Source organism: Sphingomonas sp. GC_Shp_6 (genome assembly GCF_026540835.1).
In the GTDB taxonomy this organism is placed as follows: domain Bacteria; phylum Pseudomonadota; class Alphaproteobacteria; order Sphingomonadales; family Sphingomonadaceae; genus Sphingomonas.
Genome location: NZ_JALNUO010000004.1, coordinates 73,891 through 95,505, shown reverse-complemented (window position 1 = coordinate 95,505; position 21,615 = coordinate 73,891). Strand labels below are relative to the sequence as shown.

The window sequence follows — 21,615 nt, the reverse complement described above, 5'->3', positions numbered from 1 at the left end:
GCCGCCAATGCCTGCCATGGGTTAGAAGGCGATCGGCCCGGCGGAGCAACAGCCGGCGCATCCGATGCGGACCATCGATTGCTCCGGCGTGGTGGCTTGTGCGGCGTCCGGCCGATGGCTTAGCCGCGCCAGGTGCCGCTACCCGGCTGAAGCGCCATCGCCGCCATCGCCTGCCTCACCGCGGTATCCGCGGCGGCCAGCGACTGGTCGATCATTGCGACGTTCTGCACCAGCGCCGCGCGCGTCGCGCGCAGGGCGGCGTTCATCGCCATCGCGGCCGCGTCGGACGACGAGGGCGTCGCGGCCGACGCGCCGGGGATGGGGCCGGGGAACGGCGCAGGCTGTGAGCGCGACGCCGCGAGGCCGGGGCTCTGTTCGGCCTCGCGCACCGGATCGGCGCTGCCGTCGCCGAGGCCCGGCTCGTTCTCGGCGGCCTGCACGTCCGTCTCGCTCGCGGCGACGCTGCCGTCGCTATACGGGGCGGCCATGTTGCCCGGATGATAGGCGGTCATGAGCTTTGCCATTTCCGCCTGCAGATCATTGTAATTCTGCGTCAGCGATCGAACGTCGGTCATCGATAGGGCTCCTCGGCCGGGGTTGTTGACGGTGTCTGCGGTGCATGGGCGAGGCGCGCGAGCGTGATGATGCCCGTCGCGCCGAGCTCGACGATCGCCTCGTCGGTGTGCGACGCGATGTCGAAGGTGCAGGAGGCGCCGTCCTGGCCCAGCCGCCCACGGCCGAGGTCCGGATCGCCCAGCAGCACGCGTCCGCGCGCCAGATAATCGCGCACCAGATCCTGCGCGGCGGTGCCGGTCTGATCGGTATAGCCGGCATGCGCCACGATCTGCTGCACGGCCAGCGATGCGCGCGCGAAGCCGACCTGCCGGCCCATCAGCAGCCATTCGGCGATAGCCGCGCTCACCTCCCACGGCGCCACCAGTCCGGGCACGCTTGGGGAATCGAGTGCGGCGAAGCTGAGCGGGAGCAGCGTGTCGAGCGCGCGCTGCATCGCCGACGCCCGGTCCGCCGCGGTAACGGGCGCGCCGGGCCGCATCGCGAAGGCGAGATAGGCACGCGTGTAATCGATGAACTCGAGCGGGGTGCGCGCCTGCGCGACGCCGAACGCGGCCGCCTCCGCCATCATCCCTACAGGCGGCGGCGTGGCGCGCGCGTCGAGGTCGAGCGTGCGCAGCGCCAGCCGGTCTTCCAGCGTCAGCACCTGGAACACGGGGCGATCGCCCAGGCCGATCTGCGACAGCAGCGCGGTGCCGTCCGCAAGCTGCGCCGCGGTGACCAGACCGTGCGTCGTCAACACGCGCGTCAGCTCCACCGCGGAGGGCGGCGTGCCCGTGCTGGCTTCGGCCTGTGCCAGGATGCGCAGATCGGCGATGCCCGTCGCCATCAGCTTCGCCGGGCTGACGAGGACGCCGGTCTTCGCCAGCAGCACGAACGGTGCGCCGTGCAGCCCGGACTGGACCGCGCAGACCAGCGCGACCTCGTCCGCGAACTGATAGCGGGCGTGCTGGTCCGCCATCGCCCAGTCGATCCATTGGCGGCCGCCATCGATGAAGGCCAGCACCAGCCGCCCCAGATCGGACAGCCCGGACGGCCGGTACAGCCGGCTTGCGACGGAGACGGTCATGGCGCCATTCCCTCTCTCAGCCCGCTGGGAAGTCGCTGAGGATCTTCGCCGCGGCGGCGCCGATCAGGCTGAAATCGTCGGTGGCGCTCTTGACCAGATCCTGGGCGTAGGTGAGCGCGGTGGCGTATTTGGGCTCGCCCGTCGCCAGGAACTGCGCGATCGCGACGCCGGCCGCGGTGGTGGCGATCGTCGAGATGTGGCGCAGCGCATCGGCCGCGTCCTGCACCGCGATGGCGCTGGATTGGGCGACCGACTGGTACGCCTTGCCGGCGCCGCTGGTCAGCACGACCTGATGCGCCATCGTCGCCTTTTGCGACTGGGTGATGACGTCGATCACCTGGGGATTGACCTCGACGGGATCGGGCATGACGCGTCCTCGGATTGGGGTGGCGACTTAACGGAGCGGGGGTGGCACGGGCGGTTCGGTGGCCTTGTCCGCGAGGTTGACGGGCACCGTCTGCGACGTGATCGAGATGGCCGTCGTGGTGGCTTTGGCGACGGCGGCCGGGTCCACGCTGGGCGTTGGATCCGTAGCGGCCGCCGTTGGGCGCATGCCCGGCGCGAAATAGCCTGGGGTCTTCGCAGCAGCGGCCGATGGGGCGACGGCCGGCGGCACGAGCCCCTCCGTCGCCGCCCGCGCCGCGGCGACATTGCGCTCGGCGGCGGCCTCCTCGTCGCGCAGGCGGGCCACCGCATCGGCCATGTCGGCGGTGGCCTCGGCGATGATCGTGGCGGGCGATTTGGGCACCGGTTCGAGCGGCTGGACGCCGTGCGGCGGCAGCGGATCGGGGATGGGCGGCACCGGCGGCGGCGCGGCCACGCCGAACGGCGTGCCGAGCATCTTGGCGCAGGCCGCCGTCACCGCCGCGGAGCCGATCATGCTGGCGCCCTGCTGGCGCGAGACGGCGTTGTACATCGCCATGCCCAGCGTCTCGATCATCACCGTATCGAGCATCGCGAACGCCTGGGCCGGGGCCTGTCCCCCGGTCAGCGTGACGACGTTCGAGACCGAATCGACGATCTGGCTGTTGACGGTTCCTTCGGACATCAGCTTGCGCCTCCCTTGGCGACGATGAGGACGAGTATCTGTGCGAGCGCCGCGCCACCCAGCACTTGCCCGCGCTGCTGGGCGGCGACCGCATTGGCCATCGCCAGGCCGATACTGTCCGCCCCGGCAACATAGACCATGCCCATGGCGATGGCGGGCGCATCGGCGACCGAGAGGAAGTCGGCGGTGGAGGGCGTATCGGCCATGCGGCGCCGCTTCGGGATCGCTCATGCGCCCCGGCGACCGACTGCGATCAGTAATGCAGCCCCGCCACCCCGCGCGTCCGTGTCGTCTTGGTGCCGCTGCCGTCGATGTCGCTCGTCGCCGAGCCATCGGACGCGGTGTCGATCGACAGCAGCGTCGAGACCGCCTGCGTGGTCGAAGCCTGCATCGTCACATAGCTTTGCTGCTGGTTGTTGGTCGCGTTGTGGGCGGCGTTGGAGAGCGCCTGGCCGGTCGCGACGAACAGATTGCCCATCGCAACGGCGGGCGCCCCGCCCAGCACTTCGGTGTTGGCCTGCGCGACGGAGTCGGTGATCTGATCGTTGATGGCGGTCGGGAATGCCATGATGGTTCCTCCTCATGAAAGCGGCGGCTCGGGCGGGCGCCCGGTTCAGCCAAGGATCTTCTTGGTGGCGACGCCGTCCGACGCGGTGCCGAGCGAATAGAGCAACGCGACGCCCGTCGTGGTCGCCGCCTGCGCGGTCACGTACATCTGCTGCTGCGCCATCGTGGCGTTGTGCGCGGCGTTGGCGAGCGCCTGGGCAGTCGCCTGGTACAGATTGCCCATCGCGACCGCCGGAGAGACGGCGAGCACCTGCGTGTTCGCCTGCGTCACCGTATCGGTGATCTGGTCGTTGACGGCGGTAGGATAGGCCATGCGGCAAGGTCCTCAGGCGCGGGAACGGGAAACCGCGGTCAGGCGGTCAGGATCGTCTTGGTGGCGATGCCGGTCGACGCCGTGTCGAGCGAGTAGAGCGTGGCGACGCCCATCGTCGTCGCGGCCTGCGCCGTCACATAGCTCTGCTGCTGCGCGTTGGTCGCATTGTGCGCGGCGTTGGCGAGCGCCTGGGCGGTCGCTTGGTACAGATTGCCCATCGCGATCGCGGGGGCGTCGCCCAGCACCTTGGTGTTGGCCTGGGTGACGGAATCGGTGATCTGGCTGTTGACGGCGGTGGGAAAGGCCATGGTGCGGTCCTACTCGGTTGAGAAATCCTGGGGGCGGTCGATCAGCCAAGGCCGCGCGGCGGGCGCGGGATGCTGTCGAGGATGTCCTTGGTGGCGACGCCCGTCGACGCGGTGTCGACGGCATAAAGCGTGGCGACGCCCATCGTCGTCGCGGCCTGCGCCGTCACATAGCTCTGCTGCTGGGCGCCCGTCGCATTGTGCGCGGCATTGGCGAGCGCCTGGGCGGTCGCCTGATACAGATTGCCCATCGCGATCGCGGGGGCGTCGCCCAGCACTTTGGTGTTGGCCTGCGTGACCGAATCGGTGATCTGGTCGTTTACGGCGGTTGGAAAAGCCATCATGTCCTCCTCGGCTGCGATCCGGCGGATGGATCGTCGGTACGGGGCGATCTTAGGTGGGCGCGGTGCCGCGCGATTGGGCGAACCGCGCAAACTTGCAGCGCCGGTCGCGGAATCGATGCCCTGCGATGCGCCGATCCGCCGCTACCCGGCACAATCGCGCAAAGCTCCGTGGCATTTCGACGATCGGTCGTCCCGGCGGCGGACGGGTGCGTGCCGGTTTGCCGATTGCCTCTGCGCCCCCTGCCGCGTTATTCCCCGCGCACGCACGATCGGGATCCGGGCGGGCATGGGACTGGGGACCTGAAGTTGGATAAGGATATGCTGACCGCCCGCTGGCTTCTGGGGCGAGGGCGCGATCAGCTCGACGGGGACGAGCTGCGCGCGATCGAGGATTCGATCTCGGCGGTGCGCGAACTCCGCCCGCGCATGCAATTGGTACGCGCCGGCGAACGCGTCGAGACGAGCACGTTGCTGCTGGACGGGTTCATGTGCCGCTACATGGACGATCGCGATGGCGAGCGGCAGCTCGTGGCGATCCACGTCCCCGGCGATTTCGTCGATCTCCATGCCTTTCCGATGCACCGGCTCGATCACGACGTAGCGACGATCACGCCTTGCACGATCGCAGTCTATGATCATCGCACCTTGACCGAACTGACCGAGCGGATGCCCCATCTCGCGCGGATGCTGTGGTTCAGCACGCTGCTGGATGCCGCGATGCACCGCGAATGGATCTTCCGCCTCGGGCGACTGGGCGCGGAGGGCCGCGTCGCGCATTTCTTCTGCGAGGTGAACGCGCGGTTGGACATGGTCGGGCTCGCGAGCGGCGGCCGCTTCGCGCTGCCGGTGACGCAGACCGACCTGGCCGAGGCGTGCGGGATCACCGGCGTTCACGTCAACCGCGTGCTGCGGACCTTGCGGGAGCGCGGGCTGCTGACCTTTCGCCAGGGGCAGGCGACGATCGGCGACGTCGCGGCGTTATGCACGATCGGAGAGTTCGATCCCGGTTACCTCTATGGGACCGCCGCAGAGCGGAAGGAGTAGGTTCACATGCCGATCAAGCAGAACAGTCCCCAGACCGAGCCGGGCGTCGTGAGCGTGGAGCAGGGCCAGATCATCCTCGACGGGCCGGATGGCGTCGCGGTGGCGATGACCGCGGCGGCCGCGGCCGAGACCGGGCGCCGGCTGATCGCGGCCGCCGAGCAGGCGACCGGGAGCGATCGCGACGCTGGCGAACCGGTCGACGGGTTGCTGGCCTGAGCGGCCACGCGGCCCCGGCCGGATCGTCGGTGCCGGGCCGCGGCGTCCGGCTGCGGTCGATCCTGGGCGGATCGGCCGGCAATCTGGTCGAATGGTTCGACTGGTATGCCTATTCGGCGTTCGCGCTGTATTTCGCGCCCGCATTCTTCCCCGCCGGCAACCGCACCGCGCAATTGCTGAACACCGCCGCCGTCTTCGCGGTCGGGTTTCTGATGCGGCCGGTGGGGGCATGGGCGATGGGCGTCTATGCTGATCGTCACGGGCGCAAGGCGGCGCTGACGCTGTCGGTCACGCTGATGTGCGCGGGCGCCTTCCTGATCGCGCTGTGCCCATCGTACCGGACGATCGGCTGGGGCGCGCCCGCGGTGCTGGTCTTCGCGCGGTTGCTGCAAGGGTTGAGCGTCGGCGGCGAATATGGTGCGAGCGCGGTGTATCTGTCCGAGATGGCGGAGCGGTCGCGGCGGGGTTTCTATTCGAGCTTCCAATATGTCACGCTGATCGCCGGGCAGCAGGTCGCTTTGTGCGTGCTGCTGATCCTCCAGGCCTGGCTTCCCGAGGCTGCGCTCGACGCCTGGGGCTGGCGGATTCCGTTCGCGATCGGCGGGCTGCTCGCGATCGCGGTCTATCGGATCCGGCGGGGGCTGATCGAGACGCCCTCGTTCCGCAACGTTCAGCGCGGCGACGGGGCGCGATCGAGCGGGATGGCGCTGCTGCGCGATCATCCGCGCGAGGCGCTCACGGTGATGCTGCTCACCGCCGGCGGCACGCTCGCCTTCTACGCCTATACGATCTATCTCCAGAAATTCCTGGTGAACACCTCAGGGCTAACGCGGCAGAGCGCGACCGGGGTGATGGCGGTGGCGCTGACGCTCTACATGCTGCTCCAGCCGGTGGCGGGCGCCCTCTCGGATCGGATCGGGCGCAAGCCGCTGATGGTCGGCTTCGGCGGTGCGGGGGTGGCGTTCACCATCCCGATCTTCCTCGCGCTCGAACGGGTGCGAAGCCCGCTCGCCGCACTGGCGCTGGTCTGCGCCGCGCTGGTGATCGTCACCGGCTATACCGCGATCAACGCGGTGGTGAAGGCCGAACTCTTCCCGGCGCATATCCGCACGCTGGGCGTGGCATTGCCCTATGCGCTCGCCAACACGCTGTTCGGCGGCACCGCGGAATATGTCGCGCTATGGCTGAAGAATGCCGGACTCGAGCGCGGCTTCTACGTCTATGTCACCGCGATGATCGGCGTGTCGCTGGTCGTGTATCTGCGCATGGCGGATACGCGCACGACCAGCCGGATCGTCGAGGATTGAGCCTCAATCGGCCTCCGCGATGCACGCGCCGAAGCCGCCGAAGGTCCAGTCGCCCACCTGGTTGACCCGCTCGGCGATGCGCCACCGCTCGGGATCGGCCGGCGCCCAGCGTACCGGCTCGCGGCGCATGTTGAACACGCAGAGCAGCCGCTCGCCGGGCGCGGTGCGTTCGATCGCGAGGATCGTGTCGCTCGCCTCGACCACGCGCAGTTCGCCGCGAGTCAATGCCACGCTGTCCTTGCGGATATGGAGCAGATGGCGGGTGAGATGGAGCAGCGAATGCTCGTCGCCCTCCTGCCGGTCGACCGCGAGCGCGGGATGGTCGTGTCCGACGGGCAGCCACGGCTTGGCGGTGGAGAAGCCTGCGTAGCGCTCGTCCGCGCGCCACGGCATCGGCGTGCGCGCGCCGTCGCGCGACAGCGTCAGCGGCCAGTTGGCGATCGCTTCGGGATCCTGCAGATCCTCATAGGCGATGGTCACCTGCGGGAGCCCCAGCTCCTCGCCATAATAGAGGAAGGCGTTGCCGCGCAGGCAGAGCAGCAGGAGCATCTTCATGCGCACGAACGCGTCGTGATCGGCGGCGTCGCTCCAGCGTGTCGGCGCGCGGGGCACGTCGTGATTCTCGAATGCCCAGCTCGGCCAGCCTTCGTCGGCATGCCCCGGCCAGCGTCCGATCGCATCCGCCACGGCGCGCGGCGTGAGCGCGGGCGTGTAGAGCAGTTCGAAGCCATAGGCGCTGTTCAGCCGATCGTCGCCGCGGGTGAAGAGCTTCATCTCGCGGTCGCTGTCGGCGCCGCCCACCTCGGCGACGGTGAAGCGCTCGCCCGGATAGGTGTCGAGCACCGCGCGCAGCCGCTCGAGAAAGCGCGGGATGTCGGCATGGCCCTGGTTGTGGACATGGAGCTGAAAATCGAACGGCCGGGTGCGGGGCGTTCCGTCGTCGGGTGCGGGTGGATTGTCGGTCAGGGCCGGATCGTGCATCGCGAAATTGATCGCATCGAGCCGGAAACCGTCGACGCCGCGATCGAGCCAGAATCGCGCGGTGTCGCACAGCGCGCTCTGCACCGCTTCCAGATGCACGTTGAGCTGCGGCTGCTCCTTCAGGAAATTGTGCATGTAATATTGGCGGCGGCGCGCGTCCCATGTCCAGGCGGCGCCCCCGAACACCGATTGCCAGTTGTTGGGCGGCGATCCCTCGGGCTTGGGATCGGCCCACACATACCAGTCGGCGCGCGGGTTGGTGCGATCGGCGCGGCTTTCGGCAAACCAGCCGTGCTGGTCCGAGGTGTGCGCATAGACCTGATCGATGACGACCTTCAGCCCCAGCGCATGCGCGCGGGCGATCAGCGCGTCGAAATCGGCGAGCGTGCCGAAGATCGGATCGACATCCTCGTAATCCGCCACGTCATAGCCGAAATCGGCCATCGGCGAGGTGAAGAACGGAGACAGCCAGATGCCGTCCACGCCCAGCGCCGCGACATAATCGAGGTGCCGCGTGATCCCGACGAGATCGCCCACGCCGTCGCCGTTGGAATCGGCGAAGCTGCGCGGATAGATCTGGTAGATCACCGCGCCCTTCCACCAGGGATCGGCCGCGGGCGAGGATGGGGCATCGGTCATGGCAGGGCTCCCGGTCGTTCGGCAGGGCAACGTCGTTGCGCCTTTGCCGATCCCCGATCAGCGCGGCAAGTGGATCGTGGCCAGCAGGCCTCCGTTCGGGCGATTGGCGAGCACGATATCGCCGCCCGCCTCGCGCACGATCGCGCGGGCCAGCGCGAGGCCCAGGCCAATCCCGCCGGTCTCGCGGTTGCGCGACGTCTCCAGCCGGGTGAAGGCATCGAACACATCGCCCAGCCGGTCTTCGGGAATGCCCGGCCCCTGGTCGGCGACCGCGATGGTCACCGCATCCGCGTGGCGGGCGACGCCCACCGTCGCGGAGCCGCCATATTTGACGGCATTCTCGATGAGGTTGCGCACCGCGCGGCGGATCAGCGACGGCCGCAGCCGCAGCGTCAGCCGGCCTGCCTCGAGGAAGGTGACGTCGGCGCCGAGATCGCGAAAATCCTCGACCACGGCATCGACGAGCGCGGCCAGATCCACCTCGGTCGGCGCTTCGCTCGGACGGCCGAGGCGCGCGAGCGACAGGATGTCGTCCAGGGTGCGGTTCATCTCGGCGACCGTGTCGATCATGCGTGCCCGGTCGGTATCGTCCTCCACCGATTCGATACGCACGCGAAGCGCCGCCAGCGGGGTGCGCAGATCATGGCCGATCGCGCCCAGCATCCGGTCCTTCTCGTCCAGCATCGCATCGACGCGCGAGCGCAGCGCGTTGAAGGCGGCAATCACCGCCGCGACGTCATGCGGCCCGCTGAGCGGCAGCGGCGCGGCGCCGTCGCCCGGGCGGAAGCGGCTCGCCGCCAGCGCCAGTCCCTCGAGCGGGCGCGAGATGTGCCGGCCGATCCACAACAGCGGCACCAGCACCATGCCGTAGAGGAGCAGCGTCTGCGCGACGAGCCGCCAGATCAACCAGCCGTCGCTGCCGGGCCACGGCACACGCTGCACGAACCATCCCCGCCCGGGCTGCTCGACCGCGACCAGCAGCTCGTAATCGGTCCATCGCGGACGGGCATGATGGTGGCGCGGCGCCGGCAGGTCGGGCGGCGCGCCGGGTTGCGCCGGGCGGATGCCGGTGGCGATCCGGCCGACGCGGACGCCGTCTTCCGCCAGCTCGCGGCGCAGATCGGATTCGACGCGCGCCTCGCGCGGCAAGCGCGGATCGATCGGATCGGCATCGAGCCGCCGCACGCGGCCGTGATCGCCATCGGGCGCGCGGCCCTGCGCGGCGCGGTCGATCGCGTCGGCCACGCGCGCCGCGACCGGGCCCGCCACCTGTTCGTAGCGCAGCGTGCGCCGCTCGTGCAGGATCAGCGCGAAGTTGATCGCCTGCGCCACGAACAGCGCGATGCCGACCAGCAGGGCGAGCTGCCCCGCCAGCCGTCCGGGCCAGAGCCGCCTCACGAAACGTCGATCACCGGCGGCGCGTCACAGGCGCGTGACCTCGGTGGCGAGCATGTAACCGCCGCCCCACACCGTCTTGATGATCTCGGGCGCCTTGCCGTCCGCCTCGATCTTGCGGCGCAGGCGGCTGATCTGGTTGTCGATCGCCCGGTCGAACGCCGCCGCCTCGCGGCCTTGCGTCAAGTCGAGCAACTGGTCGCGCGTCAACACCTGGCGCGGGCGGGTGACGAGCGCCAGCAGGAGATTGTATTCGCCCGTCGACAGCGGCACCGAGACGCCCTCGCGGTCGATCAGCACGCGCTCGCCCGATCGCAACAGCCAGCCGGCAAAGCCATAGGCGCCGCTTTCGGGCGCATGCTGCCGCGTGCTGCCCGCGATGCGGCGGCGCAGCACCACCTTGATCCGCGCCGCCAGCTCGCGCGGCGAGAAGGGCTTCACGACATAATCGTCCGCGCCCATCTCCAGCCCGACGATCCGCTCGGTTTCCTCGGCGCGCGCGGTGAGCAGGATGACGGGCAGGTCGCTGGTGGCGGCGATGTGGCGGCAGAGGCTCAAGCCGTCCTCGCCGGGCATCATGATGTCGAGGATCACCAGATCGATGGCATAGGCCGCGATCCGCGTCCGCGCGGCAGCGGCGTCCGCCGCCTGGGTCACGCGAAATCCCTGCTTGGCAAGGTAGGCAGCGAGCGGCTCGCGGATCGAGCGCTCGTCGTCGACCAGCAGGAGGTGGGGCGGTTCGCTCATCGCGGTCGGCATGCCACCGGCCGAAGAGGGCGTCGGTCGGTGGCGGGGCGCTTCACTGCGCGCCGGGGGTGCCAGGCGCGGGCGGCGGCGGTGTGTCGCCGTCGCGGCGCTCGTGCCGCATCTCGCGCATATTGGCGATCTCGGTGCGGTCGATGCGGCCGTCATGGTTGGCGTCCATCCGGTCGAACCGCTCGGCGGCGTGCGCCATATAATCGTCGCGGGTCATGTCGCGGCCGCCACGGGGACCGCCGCCGGGCCCGCGACCGTCGTGCCGCATTTCGCCCGACGGGGGTGAAGGCGGGGGCGCCGGGCTGGCGCCATCGGCGATCCGGCGATCGCGCATCGCCTGACGATAGGCCTCGCGCTCCCCGGCGGTGACGTGGCCGTCGTGATCGGCATCCATCTGCGCGAACCGCTGTGCGGCATCGGCCAGATATTCCTCGCGCGTGACGACGCCGTCGTGATTGGCGTCCGCCGCCATGACGTTCATGCCCGGCGGCCCCATGGGTGCCGGCCGCGGCGGCGGCGTCTGGGCACCGGCTGCGGCGGCGATGCTGCCGCCGGCGATCGCGAGCGCGAGAAGAGCGGTCTTCATGGGTTCACCTTTTCTGTTTGGCTGGCACCGGGATAGGCGGCCGATGTCGCCGCGCTGTGTCGCGCGATCGACCCAAGTGTCGCAACATGTATCCGCGTCAGGCGAAGATCGCCACGCTCTGCATGCCTTCCGCGACGAGTTCGCCGGTGGCATTCCACATCCGCATCGTCTGGCTCGATCCGCCCGCCCGCGCATGATCCGCCCGCGCCGACAACAGCCACCAGCCATCGCGGGTGGCGGGCGTGGCGGTGAGCAGGTTGACGATCCAGGTGAGCGAACTCACCGGGGCGGGGCCGCCACCCAGCAGCTTCAGCGCCGCGGGCGGCAGCGCGTCCGCGATCGCCATCAGCTCGACCATCGGATCGAGACCGTCGCGCGCGCGCAGCCGCACCCAGCGCTGCCATTCGGCTGGCGAATGCGCGCGCTTGCGATCGAGGAACTCGAAATTGCCGGTAAAGAAATCGGCCGGCCCGACGTAAAGCGCCGCATCCGGTTCGGGCGGCCCATCGGGCGCCGCCACGCGCGCGTCGTGCGCGATCGCGGAGTCGCGTTCCGCCATGAAGGTGTAGGTCGCGCGGTAGCCGAGCCCCGCCTCCGACACGATGTCGGCCTGAACGAAGGCGGCGTTGCGCCCGCGCCGCAGCACCTGCGCGGTGACGCTCACCATGCCCGCCAGCGGCCCGATGAACGCGACGAGCGCGCTGCGGAGCGGCGGCAGATCCTCGTCCGCGCCACGGGCGGCGTGGATCGCCAGCGCGCTCGACAAGCCGCCATAGGCGGTGCGGCCCTGCAGCCAATTGGCCGGGATCGTGGTGCGAAACCCGCCGGCGATCGGCTCGGCGCCCGCCAGGATCGCGGCGATGGCGGTCATGCAAGCGAGTCGCGGAGTTCGCGCTTCAGCACCTTGCCAATCGCGCTGCGGGGCAGTTCATTGACGCGGTGCAGCGCGGAGAGCCGCTGGGTGCGGCCGAGGCGCGCGTTGGTCCAGCCGAGGATGTCGTCCGTCGCCGCGCCGCCCGCGCGCCCGACATAGACGCCGACGGGCGTTTCGCCCCAAGCCTCGCTCGGCATGCCGATCACCGCGCATTCCACCACGTCGGGATGCGTCGCGAGCACCGCCTCGAGGTCGGTCGGGTAGATGTTGAACCCGCCCGAGATCACCAGATCCTTCTTGCGGTCCATCAGGATCAGGAACCCGTCCTCGTCGAACCGGCCGACATCGCCGTGGCGGATATAGCGGTTGCCCGCCGCATCGTGCCATTCGGCGTCGTGCGTGGCAGCGTCGCGGCCGTGATAGCCGTTCATCATTGCCGGGCTGCGGCCGACCACCTCGCCCATCGCGCCGGGGGGCACCTCGCGTCCGTCATCGTCGATCAGGCGGATCTCGTGACCGGGCATCGGCTGGCCGACGGTGTGGAGCTTGTCGGGAAAGGCGGTGGCGTTCAGCCCGCACGACGCGCCGCCCTCGGTCATGCCGTAATATTCGACCAGCAGCCCCGGCCAGCGCGCGACCACGTCCGCCTTCAGCGCCGCGGAAAAGGGCGCGCTGGTGCTCGTCTTGAAGCGGAAGCTCGCCAGATCGAACGCGTCGAAATCGGGCAGCGCCATGATCCGCTGATATTGCACCGGCACCAGCATCGTGTGCGTGGCGCGGTGGCGCTCGGCGAGTTCGAGATAGCGGCGCGCGTCGAACTTCGCCATCAGCACCACCGTGCCGCCCCAGCCGAGCGTCGGCAGAAAGCTGACGAGCGTGGTGTTCGAATAGAGCGGCGTGGCGATCATCGTCACCGCACTGTCGAACCCCGCCGCGGCGTTGCGCGAGATATGCTGCCAGCGCATCGCGTGGCTCTGCACGATGCCCTTGGGCGTGCCCGTGGTGCCCGACGAATAGATGATGTTGAACCCGTCCTCCGGCGCGACCGCGACAGGCCGGGGGCTGGCGCCCTCCGGCGCCAGCCAGTCGTCCAGCCCCTCGGGCAGCGACACCAGCCGCGCCGGGATCGGCCGACCGCCCAATGCCGCGCGGTTGGCGGCATCGGCGAAGAGGATCGGCGCGCCGCTATCCGCGACCATCGCGGCAATCGCGTCGGGGGTGGCCGAGGGCGCGATCGGGGTGGCGACGCAGCCCGCGCGCACCGCGCCCAGGAACAGCGCGGCATAAACGGTAGAGGGTGCGGCGAGGATCGCCACCGCCTGCCCGTTCGCCACGAAGTCGCGCTGAAGCGCCGCGGCCACGCGGTCCATCATGGCATCCAGCGCGGCATAGGTCAGGGTGCCGGCATCGTCCGCCACCGCGATCCGCTCGGGGCGTTCCAGCGCGTGGGCGCGGATCAGATCCGGCAGCGTGGCGAAGCCGGAGGCGAGCATGTCGGGTGCCGTCGTCATGCCGTATCGCTAGGCGAACCGACCGGCGAACGCCATACGCGATCTTCTAAAACGCGACGCGCCGGGGTAAAGCCTCAGCGCTGGCCGAAAAGCACCTTGCGCTGTTCGTCGGTCATCTCGGGCGGGCTCGCCTGGATCGCGGCGCCCTTGGCATAGGCAGCCGCGGTGGCGGGTCGTTCGGCGATCGCCTCGAACCAGCGCTTCACGTTCGGAAAGTCGTCCAGCGACTGGCCCTGCGCTTCGTGCGGCACGATCCAAGGATAGCAGGCCATGTCCGCGATCGAATAGTCGCCGGCGACGAACGCCCGGCCCTCCAGCCGGCGATCGAGGACGCCGTAGAGCCGCCGCGTCTCGTTCACATAGCGGTCGATGGCGTAGGGGATCTTCTCGGGCGCGTAGCGATTGAAATGATGGTTCTGCCCGAGCATCGGGCCGAGGCCGCCCATCTGCCACATCAGCCATTCGGTCGTCGCCGTGCGGCCGCGCAGGTCCGGCGCGATGAAGCGGCCGGTCTTGTCGGCGAGGTACAGCAGGATCGCGCCCGATTCGAAGACGGTGACGGGTTCGCCGCCATCGGCGGGCGCTCGATCGACGATCGCGGGCATGCGGTTGTTGGGCGAGAAGGCGAGGAACTCGGGCGCGAATTGCTCGCCCTTGCCGATGTTCACCGGGTGGATCGCGTAATCGAGCCCGGCCTCTTCGAGAAACAGCGCGATCTTGTGGCCGTTGGGGGTGGGCCAATAATGAAGTTCGATCATGCGCGCGCTCCTGGAGTGTGGGTTGCGGGACGAAGATGGTGTGCCTGCTCGGCCCGGCAAGCGCGGCCCTCAGCAAAGCGCTGGCGATCCGCGCCGATCCGTGGCATGGGCGGCCATACCCGATCTTCGGATTCGGCCCCAGGAGACATGCCATGGCGACCGCCGCCGAGCTCGACCGACCCGCAAACGCGACCGACGCTTTCCGTGAAGAGGCGCGCGGGTGGCTGGCCGCGAACTTCCCGCCCGCGCTGAAGGGCAAGGACAATGCGATGTCCGCGATCGACGGCCCGGCCGAGCCGAGCGCCGACGAAGCGGCATGGACCAAGGCGATGGGCGAAAAGGGCTGGGGCGTCCCCACCTGGCCTGCGGCCTATGGCGGCGGCGGGCTCGACCGGGCGCAGGCGCGCGTGCTGACCGAGGAGATGGCGCGGATCGGCGCGTGGAACCCGATCGGCGGCATGGGCGTGATGATGTTCGGCCCCACGCTCCTGGAATATGGCAGCGAGGCGCAGAAGCTGGAGCATATCCCCGGCATCGCCACCGGCAAGGTCCGCTGGTGCCAGGGCTATTCGGAGCCGGGCGCCGGATCGGATCTCGCCGCGCTCCAGATGTTCGCCGAAGACCAGGGCGATCATTATGTCGTCAACGGGCAGAAGACCTGGACGAGCGGCGGCCAATGGGCCGACAAATGCTTCGCGCTGGTCCGCACCGATCGGACGAAGAAGCATGAAGGCATCAGCTTCCTGCTGATCGACATGGATGCGCCCGGCGTCGAGGTGAAGCCGATCCGGCTGATCTCGGGCTCGTCGCCCTTTTGCGAGACCTTCTTCACCGATGTCCGCGTGCCCAAGGCCAATCTGGTCGGCCGGGAGGGCGAGGGGTGGACGATCGGCAAGCGGCTGCTCCAGCACGAACGCTCCAGCCTGTCGGGCGGCGGCGGCTCGGCGGGGCGGATGCTCACCGGCAAGACGGTGAGCGAACTCGCCAAGGATTATCGCGGCACCGACGAACAGGGGCGGCTGGCGGACGCCGATCTGCGCATGCGGATCGTGCGCCACGAGATGGACACGCGCGCCTTCATGCTGACGCTGCGCCGCGCCGCGCTGGAGGCCAAGTCGAACCAGGGCCCGTCCGCCGCCACGTCGATCATGAAGAATGTCGGCGCGCGGATCATCCAGGACAAGGCCGAACTGGGCGTCGAGATCATGGGCATGAACGGCCTTGGCTGGGAAGGCGAGGGCTTCGACCCCGCCGAGATCCAGCAGACCCGCACCTGGCTGTGGGGCAAGGCGGTGTCGATCTATGGCGGCTCCAGCGAGATCCAGAACAACGTGATCGCCAAGCGCATCCTCGGCATGCTCGATCACCAGTAAATTCACGGTTTGGAGAGGGGAGAGGCGGGGGGCCGGTTTCGGCCGGACCCCCCGCCGCCACTCCGCAACAGGGTAGAGGCACATGGCCGTTCTGAACGACGAACAGACGATGCTGCGCGACATGGCGCGCGAATGGGCGGACAACGAAGCGCCCGTCACCGCGCTGCGCCGGATGCGCGACGTCGGCGACACCGCGAGTGCCAGCTGGGGCGAGATCGGCCAGATGGGCTGGGCGGGGATCGTCGTTCCCGAGGAGCATGGTGGATCGGCGTTCGGCTATCTGTCGCTGGGCCTCGTGCTCGAACAGCTTGGCCGCAATCTCTCTGTCACGCCGCTCGCCTCCACCGGCCCCGCCGCGACGGCGATCGTGATGGGCGACGATGCGGGCGCCAAGGCCGAATGGCTGCCGAAGATCGCGGCCGGCGATGTCATCGCGACGCTGGCGATCGACGAGGGGCCGTTTCACGATCCGGCCCGGCTCGCGACGACGGTCGAGGACGGACGGCTGACGGGCACGAAGGCGTTCGTCGCGGAGGGCGATGCCGCGACGCTCTTCGTCGTCTCGGCCGAGGACGGGCTGTATCTCGTGGCGGACGGCGAAGGAGTCGCCCGTGCGCCGCGGCACATGGCGGATTCGCGCGATCATGCCGAACTGCGCTTCGACGCTGCGCCTGCGATCCGGCTGGGTGGTCCCGAACTCACCGCCGCTATCGTCGATCGCGCGACGGCGGTGCTCGCCGCCGAGATGCTGGGCATGGCGGAACAGGCGTTCGCGACCACCAACGACTATCTCAAAACGCGCGTTCAGTTCGGCCAGCCGCTCGCCAGCTTCCAGGCGCTCCAGCACAGGATGGCGAAGATGTTCACCGAACTCGAGCTGATGCGATCGGTGGTGGAGGGTGCGCTGGAGGCGATCGACGCCGGCCGTTCCGATCTCGACCAGGCGGTCAGCCTCGCCAAGGCGGTGGCGGGCGACACGCTGAAGCTCGTCAGCCGCGAGATGGTGCAGCTTCACGGCGGCATCGGCATGACCGACGAGCATGACGCCGGCCTGTACATGAAGCGCGCGGCGGTGTTGGAGACGATGTGGGGCAACGCCGCCTATCACCGCGAACGCTTCGCGCGCCTCAACGGTTATTGATCGGACGCGGGCACCTCGCACAGGATGACGCCGGCGAGTTTCCCCCAGTTTCGTTCGTGCCGAGCTTGTCGAAGCACGCGCGCTGCAGCCGCACCGTTGCTCGCGGCGCAGGCGCTTCGACAAGCTCAGGGCGAATGGCGAGGGGTAGTTCGGCCTGAAAGATCCCTAGCGCGGCAGCCAGACCGCGCCGGCATGCTCGCCCAGGCGTGGCGAGGGGCGGCCCGATCCCATCCGTTCGCCGTCGATCACGATCGGCGGCGCGAGCCCGGGCAGCGTGCCGCCGGCCTTTTCGGGCAGGGAGAGCGCCATCGCCCGCGCGCGGACCTGCGGATCGGCGAACACCTGATCGATCCGGTTGACCGGCCCCACCGGCACCCCCGCCGCCTCCAACGCGGCGAGCAGGCCGGCGCTGGTCGCCAGCACGGTGCGCGCGGTCACCAGCGGCAGCAGCGTCGCGCGGTTCGTCACGCGCGCGGGGTTGGTGGCGAAGCGCGGGTCGGCGGCGAGGTCGGGTATGCCCAGCACGTCGCATAGCCTGGCGAACTGGCGGTCGTTGCCCACCGCCACGATCAGGTCGCCGTCCGCGGTCGGGAAGCTCTGATAGGGCGCGAGGTTCGCATGACCGTTGCCCATCCGGCCCGGCACCACGCCGCTTGCCATCCAGTTCAGCGCCTGGTTGCCGAGCGCGCCCACCTGCGTGTCGAGCAGCGCCATGTCGATAATGCCGCCCCGGCCGGTCGCGTGGCGCCGCTCGATCGCCGCCATGATCGCGACGACCGCATAGACGCCGGTGAACAGATCGGCATAGGCGACGCCGGTCTTCTGCGGCGGCCCGTCGGGCTCGCCCGTGATCGACATCATCCCCCCCATGCCCTGCACGATGAAGTCGTAGCCGGCGCGCGGCGCATAGGGGCCGGTCTGGCCAAATCCCGTGACCGAACAATAGACCAGCCGCGGGTTGCGCGCGGTGAGCGCCGCGGCGTCTAGGCCGTATTTGACAAGGCCGCCGACCTTGTAATTCTCGATCACCACATCCGCTTCGTCGGCCAGCGCGCGCACCTCAGCCTGCCCCGCGTCGGTCGCCAGATCGATCGCGACCGATCGCTTGCCGCGGTTGCAGCTATGATAATAGGCCGCGCCCAGATCGGTCCCGTCCGCGGCGCTCAGGAAGGGCGGACCCCAATGGCGGGTGTCGTCGCCCTCGCCGGGGCGCTCGACCTTGACGACGTCGGCCCCCAGATCGGCGAGCAACTGCCCCGCCCAGGGTCCGGCCAGGATGCGCGCGAGTTCGAGGACGCGGAGGCCGGCGAGGGGAAGGGGAGCGGTCATTCGTTGCGCCTAGCACATCAGCCGAGCCCGAGCAGCGCCTCCACGATCTGCTGCGCCGCGGCCTCCGGGCTGGTCGTTCGCGTGTCGATCCGCAGCTCGGGCGCTTCGGGCACCTCATAGGGGCTGTCGATGCCGGTGAAGTTGCGCAAGCGCCCGGCGCGCGCCTTGGCGTAGAGCCCCTTCACGTCGCGCGCCTCGGCATCTTCCAGCGGCGTGTCGATGAAAATCTCGAGAAACTCGCCCGGCGCCATCATCTCGCGCACCATCTGCCGTTCGGCGCGGAACGGCGAGATGAAGGCGGTGACGACGATCAGCCCGGCATCGGTCATCAGCCGTGCGACCTCGCCGACGCGGCGGATATTCTCGATCCGGTCGGCATCGGTGAAGCCCAGATCGCGGTTGAGGCCGTGCCGAACATTGTCGCCGTCGAGCAGGAAGGTGTGGCGGTTCATCAGCGCGAGGCGCTTCTCGACCAGGTTCGCGATGGTCGACTTGCCCGCACCCGACAGGCCGGTCAGCCACAGCACCGCGGGGCGCTGGTTCTTCAGCGCGGCATGGTGCGCACGGCCGATGTCGGTCGCCTGCCAATGGACGTTCTGCGCGCGGCGCAGCGAGAAGTTGAGCATCCCCGCCGCCACCGTCGCATTGGTGATGCGGTCGATGAGAATGAAGCCGCCCAGCGCGCGGCTTTCGCCATAGGGCGCGAACACGATCGGGCGGTCGGTGCTGAGCGTCGCCACGCCGATCGCGTTCAGGTCGAGCGTCTTCGTTGCCAGATGTTCGAGCGTGTTGACGTTGACCTGGTATTTGGGCGGCTGAAGCGTCGCGGAGACGGTCTGCGTCGCCAGCTTCATCGCATAGGCGCGGCCGGGCAGCAGCGGCTCGTCCGCCATCCAGACGATCGTCGCCTCGAACTGGTCGGCCACCTTCGGCGGATCGCCGGCGGCCGCGATCACGTCGCCGCGCGAGCAATCGATTTCGTCGGCGAGCGTCAGCGTCACCGACTGACCGGCAACCGCGTGCGGCAGATCGCCGTCCATCGTCACGATCCGCGCGACCTGCGACGTCTTGCCCGATGGCAGCACGCGAATGGAGTCGCCCGCCGCGATCCGCCCTTCGGCAACGAGCCCGGCGAACCCGCGAAAGTCGAGATCGGGGCGCGACACCCATTGGACGGGCATGCGGAACGGCCGCCCCTCGGTTTCGTCCTCCAGCGGCACCGTCTCCAGATGCGCCAGCAGCGCGGGGCCGGCATACCACGGCGTGTTCGCGCTCGCCGCGGCGATGTTGTCGCCCGCGAAGCCCGAGATCGGGATAGGGGTGAAGCCGGCGAGCCCCACGCTTTCGGCAAAGGCGGCGAACTCGGCCACGATCGCGTCATAGCGAACCTGGTCGTAGCCGATCAGGTCCATCTTGTTCACCGCGAGCACGAAGCGCCGGATGCCGAGCAGATGCGCGAGATAGCCATGCCGCCGCGTCTGGGTCAGCACGCCCTTGCGCGCATCCACCAGGATCACCGCCAGATCGGCGGTGGAGGCCGCGGTCACCATGTTGCGGGTATATTGTTCGTGGCCCGGCGTGTCGGCGATGATGAACTTGCGCGCGGGCGTCGCGAAGAACCGGTACGCCACGTCGATCGTGATGCCCTGTTCGCGCTCGGCCGCCAGCCCGTCGACCAGCAAGGCGAAGTCGATCGCCTGCCCCTGCGTCCCCATCCGGCGGCTATCGCGCTCCAGATCGGCGAGCTGATCGGCGAAGATCGTCTTGGAATCGTAGAGCAGCCGGCCGATCAGCGTGGACTTGCCGTCGTCCACCGATCCGCAGGTGATGAAGCGGAGCAGCGCCTTGTCGCGGTGCGCGGCGAGATAGCCGTCGATGTCGGACGCGATCTGCGCGTCGGGGCGGTAATCCTGGCCCATCAGAAATACCCCTCCTGCTTCTTCTTCTCCATGCTCGCCGCCTGATCCCGGTCGATCGCGCGGCCCTGGCGCTCGGACGTGGTGGTCAGCAGCATTTCCTGGATCACCTGCGACAGCGTCGTCGCCTCGCTCTCCACCGCACCGGTCAGCGGATAGCAGCCGAGCGTGCGGAAGCGGATCGAGCGTTCGACGGGCACCTCGCCCGGTTCGAGGCGGAAGCGGTCGTCGTCCACCATCAGCAGCATGCCGTCGCGTTCGACAGTCGGGCGGGGGGCGGCGAAATAGAGGGGGACGATCGGGATCGCCTCGGCCTGGATATATTGCCAGACGTCCAGTTCGGTCCAGTTCGAGATCGGGAAGACGCGGATGCTCTCGCCCTTCGCCTTGCGCGCATTGTAGAGATGCCAGAGCTCGGGACGCTGGTTTTTCGGATCCCAGCGGTGGTTGGCCGAGCGGAACGAGAAGATCCGTTCCTTGGCGCGGGCCTTCTCCTCGTCGCGTCGCGCGCCGCCGAACGCCGCATCGAAGCCGTGCAGGTCGAGCGCCTGTTTCAGCCCCTCGGTCTTCCACAGATCGGTGTGAAGCGCGCCATGGTCGAACGGGTTGATCCCGCGAGCGAGCGCATCGGGATTGCGGTGGACGAGCAGCTCCATCCCGGCATCCGCCGCCATCCGGTCGCGCAGATCGTACATCGCGCGGAACTTCCACGTCGTATCGACATGAAGCAGTGGGAAGGGCGGCGGCGCGGGGTAGAAGGCCTTGCGCGCGAGATGCAGCATCACCGCCGAATCTTTGCCCACCGAATAGAGCATCACCGGTCGTTCCGCCTCGGCGACGACCTCGCGCAGGATGTGGATTGATTCGGCTTCGAGGCGCTGAAGATGGGTGAGGATCGCGGTGGGCATGCCGCGCGTCTTGCCATGATGCGGCGGCCGATGGGGAGCAGCATTTCTTTTTCGCCGCCAAGCCGCATAGACCGACCCGCCGCAATGGAGAGACGCATGGAAACGCCGACCGAGAGACTGAACCGCATCCGCGACGATTGCCGCCGCATGGTCACGCGCCGTGCGCTGATGGCGGCGGGCGCGTCGGTGGTGCCGGTGCCGGGCGCGGACATGGTCGCCGATATCGGCATCCTGACGACCTTGCTGCCCAAGATCAGCGAGCGTTTCCGACTCGATCACGCCCATGTGGCGAAGCTCGATCCGCAGAACGCGCAGAAGGTTCTCGTGTTCGCCTCGACACTCGGCAACAGCGTGATCGGAAAGACGATTTCGCGCGAGATCGTGGTGCGGCTGCTGAAGCGGTTCGGTATCCGGCTGGCGGCCGGTTCGGCGGCGAAATATGTGCCGCTGCTGGGCTCGGCGCTGGCCGCGGGTATCGGCTTCGGCGCGATGAAGCTGATCGGCAACCGTCATATCGACGATTGCTACCGCACCGCGCTGGCGATGGCGGAACAGGGCAAGCTGGAGGCCTGACATAGTCGTTCCCCAGCGGAGCCGGGGCCCAGTCGAGAAGGCCGGAGTGGCGGAGCGTATTCCCGCCATCAGCGCTCCACACCTGGGCC

Annotated in this window: 25 protein-coding genes; 6 read left to right on the top strand and 19 right to left on the bottom strand. The window is 69.1% G+C overall.

The window, feature by feature from the left end; all coding sequences use genetic code 11:
- Positions 1 to 119: 119 nt before the first annotated feature.
- Genes OXQ95_RS06755 through OXQ95_RS06715 form a run of 9 tightly spaced genes read right to left on the bottom strand, consistent with a single transcriptional unit; the run spans position 120 to position 4,216 of the window.
- Positions 120 to 575: a hypothetical protein gene (locus tag OXQ95_RS06755; protein WP_267380921.1), complete on the bottom strand. Its 456-nt coding sequence runs from the start codon at positions 573 to 575 to the stop codon at positions 120 to 122.
- The gene (locus OXQ95_RS06750) at positions 572 to 1,642 is read right to left on the bottom strand and encodes a hypothetical protein (RefSeq protein WP_267380920.1); all 1,071 of its coding nucleotides are present in this window, start codon (positions 1,640 to 1,642) and stop codon (positions 572 to 574) included. The genes OXQ95_RS06755 and OXQ95_RS06750 overlap by 4 nt, the downstream gene beginning before the upstream one ends.
- Before the next feature lie 16 nt (positions 1,643 to 1,658).
- On the bottom strand, positions 1,659 to 2,009 hold the full coding sequence (locus OXQ95_RS06745; RefSeq protein WP_267380919.1) for a hypothetical protein: 351 nt from the start codon (positions 2,007 to 2,009) through the stop codon (positions 1,659 to 1,661).
- Positions 2,010 to 2,036: 27 nt separating this feature from the next.
- Entirely contained in the window at positions 2,037 to 2,690 is a 654-nt protein-coding gene (locus OXQ95_RS06740) for a RebB family R body protein (RefSeq protein WP_242095866.1), read from the bottom strand.
- Complete coding sequence (locus OXQ95_RS06735; RefSeq protein ID WP_242095865.1) at positions 2,690 to 2,896, bottom strand: RebB family R body protein; 207 nt, start codon at positions 2,894 to 2,896, stop codon at positions 2,690 to 2,692. Before OXQ95_RS06735 ends, OXQ95_RS06740 begins: the two co-directional genes overlap by 1 nt.
- Positions 2,897 to 2,943: 47 nt before the next feature.
- The gene (locus OXQ95_RS06730) at positions 2,944 to 3,258 is read right to left on the bottom strand and encodes a RebB family R body protein (protein WP_242095864.1); all 315 of its coding nucleotides are present in this window, start codon (positions 3,256 to 3,258) and stop codon (positions 2,944 to 2,946) included.
- A gap of 45 nt (positions 3,259 to 3,303) precedes the next feature.
- Entirely contained in the window at positions 3,304 to 3,570 is a 267-nt protein-coding gene (locus OXQ95_RS06725) for a RebB family R body protein (RefSeq protein ID WP_242095863.1), read from the bottom strand.
- Between the two features lie 38 nt (positions 3,571 to 3,608).
- Positions 3,609 to 3,878 (bottom strand): RebB family R body protein, encoded by a 270-nt coding sequence (locus tag OXQ95_RS06720; protein ID WP_242095862.1) that lies wholly within the window; start codon positions 3,876 to 3,878, stop codon positions 3,609 to 3,611.
- Positions 3,879 to 3,919: 41 nt separating this feature from the next.
- Positions 3,920 to 4,216, bottom strand: a complete 297-nt coding sequence (locus OXQ95_RS06715; protein WP_242095861.1) for a RebB family R body protein — start codon at positions 4,214 to 4,216, stop codon at positions 3,920 to 3,922.
- 321 nt (positions 4,217 to 4,537) lie between these two features.
- On the opposite strand from OXQ95_RS06715, the gene OXQ95_RS06710 reads away from it, so the two are divergent.
- From OXQ95_RS06710 to OXQ95_RS06700, 3 genes are read left to right on the top strand one after another with little or no spacing between them, the layout of a single operon-like run.
- Positions 4,538 to 5,263 carry a Crp/Fnr family transcriptional regulator gene (locus OXQ95_RS06710; RefSeq protein WP_267380918.1) on the top strand — a complete coding sequence of 242 codons (726 nt, stop codon included), beginning with the start codon at positions 4,538 to 4,540 and terminating at the stop codon, positions 5,261 to 5,263.
- 6 nt (positions 5,264 to 5,269) lie between these two features.
- Positions 5,270 to 5,479: a hypothetical protein gene (locus OXQ95_RS06705; protein WP_242095859.1), complete on the top strand. Its 210-nt coding sequence runs from the start codon at positions 5,270 to 5,272 to the stop codon at positions 5,477 to 5,479.
- A gap of 29 nt (positions 5,480 to 5,508) precedes the next feature.
- Entirely contained in the window at positions 5,509 to 6,786 is a 1,278-nt protein-coding gene (locus tag OXQ95_RS06700; RefSeq protein ID WP_242095858.1) for an MFS transporter, read from the top strand.
- A gap of 3 nt (positions 6,787 to 6,789) precedes the next feature.
- On the opposite strand, the gene OXQ95_RS06695 is transcribed toward OXQ95_RS06700, so the two are convergent.
- The 7 genes from OXQ95_RS06695 to OXQ95_RS06665 all read right to left on the bottom strand — a co-directional run bounded on the left by OXQ95_RS06695 (position 6,790) and on the right by OXQ95_RS06665 (position 14,286).
- A complete protein-coding gene (locus tag OXQ95_RS06695) occupies positions 6,790 to 8,406 on the bottom strand; it encodes an alpha-glucosidase (RefSeq protein WP_267380917.1) in 1,617 nt (538 codons plus the stop codon).
- Between the two features lie 57 nt (positions 8,407 to 8,463).
- On the bottom strand, positions 8,464 to 9,804 hold the full coding sequence (locus OXQ95_RS06690) for a HAMP domain-containing sensor histidine kinase (RefSeq protein WP_267380916.1): 1,341 nt from the start codon (positions 9,802 to 9,804) through the stop codon (positions 8,464 to 8,466).
- A 24-nt stretch (positions 9,805 to 9,828) separates the two neighbouring features.
- The gene (locus OXQ95_RS06685) at positions 9,829 to 10,548 is read right to left on the bottom strand and encodes a response regulator (RefSeq protein ID WP_267380915.1); all 720 of its coding nucleotides are present in this window, start codon (positions 10,546 to 10,548) and stop codon (positions 9,829 to 9,831) included.
- Positions 10,549 to 10,600: 52 nt separating this feature from the next.
- Positions 10,601 to 11,143, bottom strand: coding sequence for a hypothetical protein (locus OXQ95_RS06680; RefSeq protein ID WP_267380914.1), 543 nt, complete (start codon positions 11,141 to 11,143; stop codon positions 10,601 to 10,603).
- 97 nt (positions 11,144 to 11,240) lie between these two features.
- Complete coding sequence (locus OXQ95_RS06675) at positions 11,241 to 12,014, bottom strand: thioesterase family protein (RefSeq protein WP_267380913.1); 774 nt, start codon at positions 12,012 to 12,014, stop codon at positions 11,241 to 11,243.
- On the bottom strand, positions 12,011 to 13,528 hold the full coding sequence (locus tag OXQ95_RS06670; protein WP_267380912.1) for a class I adenylate-forming enzyme family protein: 1,518 nt from the start codon (positions 13,526 to 13,528) through the stop codon (positions 12,011 to 12,013). The genes OXQ95_RS06675 and OXQ95_RS06670 overlap by 4 nt, the downstream gene beginning before the upstream one ends.
- 74 nt (positions 13,529 to 13,602) lie before the next feature.
- Positions 13,603 to 14,286, bottom strand: coding sequence for a glutathione binding-like protein (locus OXQ95_RS06665; protein ID WP_242095851.1), 684 nt, complete (start codon positions 14,284 to 14,286; stop codon positions 13,603 to 13,605).
- A gap of 152 nt (positions 14,287 to 14,438) precedes the next feature.
- Here OXQ95_RS06665 and OXQ95_RS06660 point away from each other — a divergent pair, with 152 nt between their 5' ends.
- Positions 14,439 to 15,659: an acyl-CoA dehydrogenase family protein gene (locus tag OXQ95_RS06660; RefSeq protein WP_267380911.1), complete on the top strand. Its 1,221-nt coding sequence runs from the start codon at positions 14,439 to 14,441 to the stop codon at positions 15,657 to 15,659.
- Positions 15,660 to 15,741: 82 nt separating this feature from the next.
- Entirely contained in the window at positions 15,742 to 16,800 is a 1,059-nt protein-coding gene (locus tag OXQ95_RS06655) for an acyl-CoA dehydrogenase family protein (RefSeq protein WP_267380910.1), read from the top strand.
- Between the two features lie 165 nt (positions 16,801 to 16,965).
- Here OXQ95_RS06655 and OXQ95_RS06650 read toward each other — a convergent pair whose 3' ends face one another.
- Genes OXQ95_RS06650 through cysD form a run of 3 tightly spaced genes read right to left on the bottom strand, consistent with a single transcriptional unit; the run spans position 16,966 to position 21,091 of the window.
- On the bottom strand, positions 16,966 to 18,129 hold the full coding sequence (locus tag OXQ95_RS06650) for a CaiB/BaiF CoA-transferase family protein (protein ID WP_267380909.1): 1,164 nt from the start codon (positions 18,127 to 18,129) through the stop codon (positions 16,966 to 16,968).
- Between the two features lie 17 nt (positions 18,130 to 18,146).
- A complete protein-coding gene (gene cysN / locus OXQ95_RS06645) occupies positions 18,147 to 20,048 on the bottom strand; it encodes a sulfate adenylyltransferase subunit CysN (RefSeq protein ID WP_267380908.1) in 1,902 nt (633 codons plus the stop codon).
- Entirely contained in the window at positions 20,048 to 21,091 is a 1,044-nt protein-coding gene (gene cysD, locus OXQ95_RS06640; protein ID WP_267381110.1) for a sulfate adenylyltransferase subunit CysD, read from the bottom strand. Before cysD ends, cysN begins: the two co-directional genes overlap by 1 nt.
- Between cysD and OXQ95_RS18795 the strand changes: the two genes are divergently transcribed.
- Positions 21,050 to 21,526 carry a hypothetical protein gene (locus tag OXQ95_RS18795; protein WP_267381124.1) on the top strand — a complete coding sequence of 159 codons (477 nt, stop codon included), beginning with the start codon at positions 21,050 to 21,052 and terminating at the stop codon, positions 21,524 to 21,526. The genes cysD and OXQ95_RS18795 overlap by 42 nt on opposite strands.
- The last annotated feature ends 89 nt before the right edge of the window (positions 21,527 to 21,615 follow it).

Bases quoted from the DNA above. Each gene is read 5' to 3' on its own strand.
- OXQ95_RS06755 (WP_267380921.1), bottom strand. From the start codon at position 575: ATGACCGACGTTCGATCGCTGACGCAGAATTACAATGATCTGCAGGCG.
- OXQ95_RS06750 (WP_267380920.1), bottom strand. From the start codon at position 1,642: ATGACCGTCTCCGTCGCAAGCCGGCTGTACCGGCCGTCCGGGCTGTCC.
- OXQ95_RS06745 (WP_267380919.1), bottom strand. From the start codon at position 2,009: ATGCCCGATCCCGTCGAGGTCAATCCCCAGGTGATCGACGTCATCACC.
- OXQ95_RS06740 (WP_242095866.1), bottom strand. From the start codon at position 2,690: ATGTCCGAAGGAACCGTCAACAGCCAGATCGTCGATTCGGTCTCGAAC.
- OXQ95_RS06735 (WP_242095865.1), bottom strand. From the start codon at position 2,896: ATGGCCGATACGCCCTCCACCGCCGACTTCCTCTCGGTCGCCGATGCG.
- OXQ95_RS06730 (WP_242095864.1), bottom strand. From the start codon at position 3,258: ATGGCATTCCCGACCGCCATCAACGATCAGATCACCGACTCCGTCGCG.
- OXQ95_RS06725 (WP_242095863.1), bottom strand. From the start codon at position 3,570: ATGGCCTATCCTACCGCCGTCAACGACCAGATCACCGATACGGTGACG.
- OXQ95_RS06720 (WP_242095862.1), bottom strand. From the start codon at position 3,878: ATGGCCTTTCCCACCGCCGTCAACAGCCAGATCACCGATTCCGTCACC.
- OXQ95_RS06715 (WP_242095861.1), bottom strand. From the start codon at position 4,216: ATGGCTTTTCCAACCGCCGTAAACGACCAGATCACCGATTCGGTCACG.
- OXQ95_RS06710 (WP_267380918.1), top strand. From the start codon at position 4,538: ATGCTGACCGCCCGCTGGCTTCTGGGGCGAGGGCGCGATCAGCTCGAC.
- OXQ95_RS06705 (WP_242095859.1), top strand. From the start codon at position 5,270: ATGCCGATCAAGCAGAACAGTCCCCAGACCGAGCCGGGCGTCGTGAGC.
- OXQ95_RS06695 (WP_267380917.1), bottom strand. From the start codon at position 8,406: ATGACCGATGCCCCATCCTCGCCCGCGGCCGATCCCTGGTGGAAGGGC.
- OXQ95_RS06685 (WP_267380915.1), bottom strand. From the start codon at position 10,548: ATGAGCGAACCGCCCCACCTCCTGCTGGTCGACGACGAGCGCTCGATC.
- OXQ95_RS06680 (WP_267380914.1), bottom strand. From the start codon at position 11,143: ATGAAGACCGCTCTTCTCGCGCTCGCGATCGCCGGCGGCAGCATCGCC.
- OXQ95_RS06675 (WP_267380913.1), bottom strand. From the start codon at position 12,014: ATGACCGCCATCGCCGCGATCCTGGCGGGCGCCGAGCCGATCGCCGGC.
- OXQ95_RS06670 (WP_267380912.1), bottom strand. From the start codon at position 13,528: ATGACGACGGCACCCGACATGCTCGCCTCCGGCTTCGCCACGCTGCCG.
- OXQ95_RS06665 (WP_242095851.1), bottom strand. From the start codon at position 14,286: ATGATCGAACTTCATTATTGGCCCACCCCCAACGGCCACAAGATCGCG.
- OXQ95_RS06660 (WP_267380911.1), top strand. From the start codon at position 14,439: ATGGCGACCGCCGCCGAGCTCGACCGACCCGCAAACGCGACCGACGCT.
- OXQ95_RS06655 (WP_267380910.1), top strand. From the start codon at position 15,742: ATGGCCGTTCTGAACGACGAACAGACGATGCTGCGCGACATGGCGCGC.
- OXQ95_RS06650 (WP_267380909.1), bottom strand. From the start codon at position 18,129: ATGACCGCTCCCCTTCCCCTCGCCGGCCTCCGCGTCCTCGAACTCGCG.
- cysN (WP_267380908.1), bottom strand. From the start codon at position 20,048: ATGGGCCAGGATTACCGCCCCGACGCGCAGATCGCGTCCGACATCGAC.
- OXQ95_RS18795 (WP_267381124.1), top strand. From the start codon at position 21,050: ATGGAAACGCCGACCGAGAGACTGAACCGCATCCGCGACGATTGCCGC.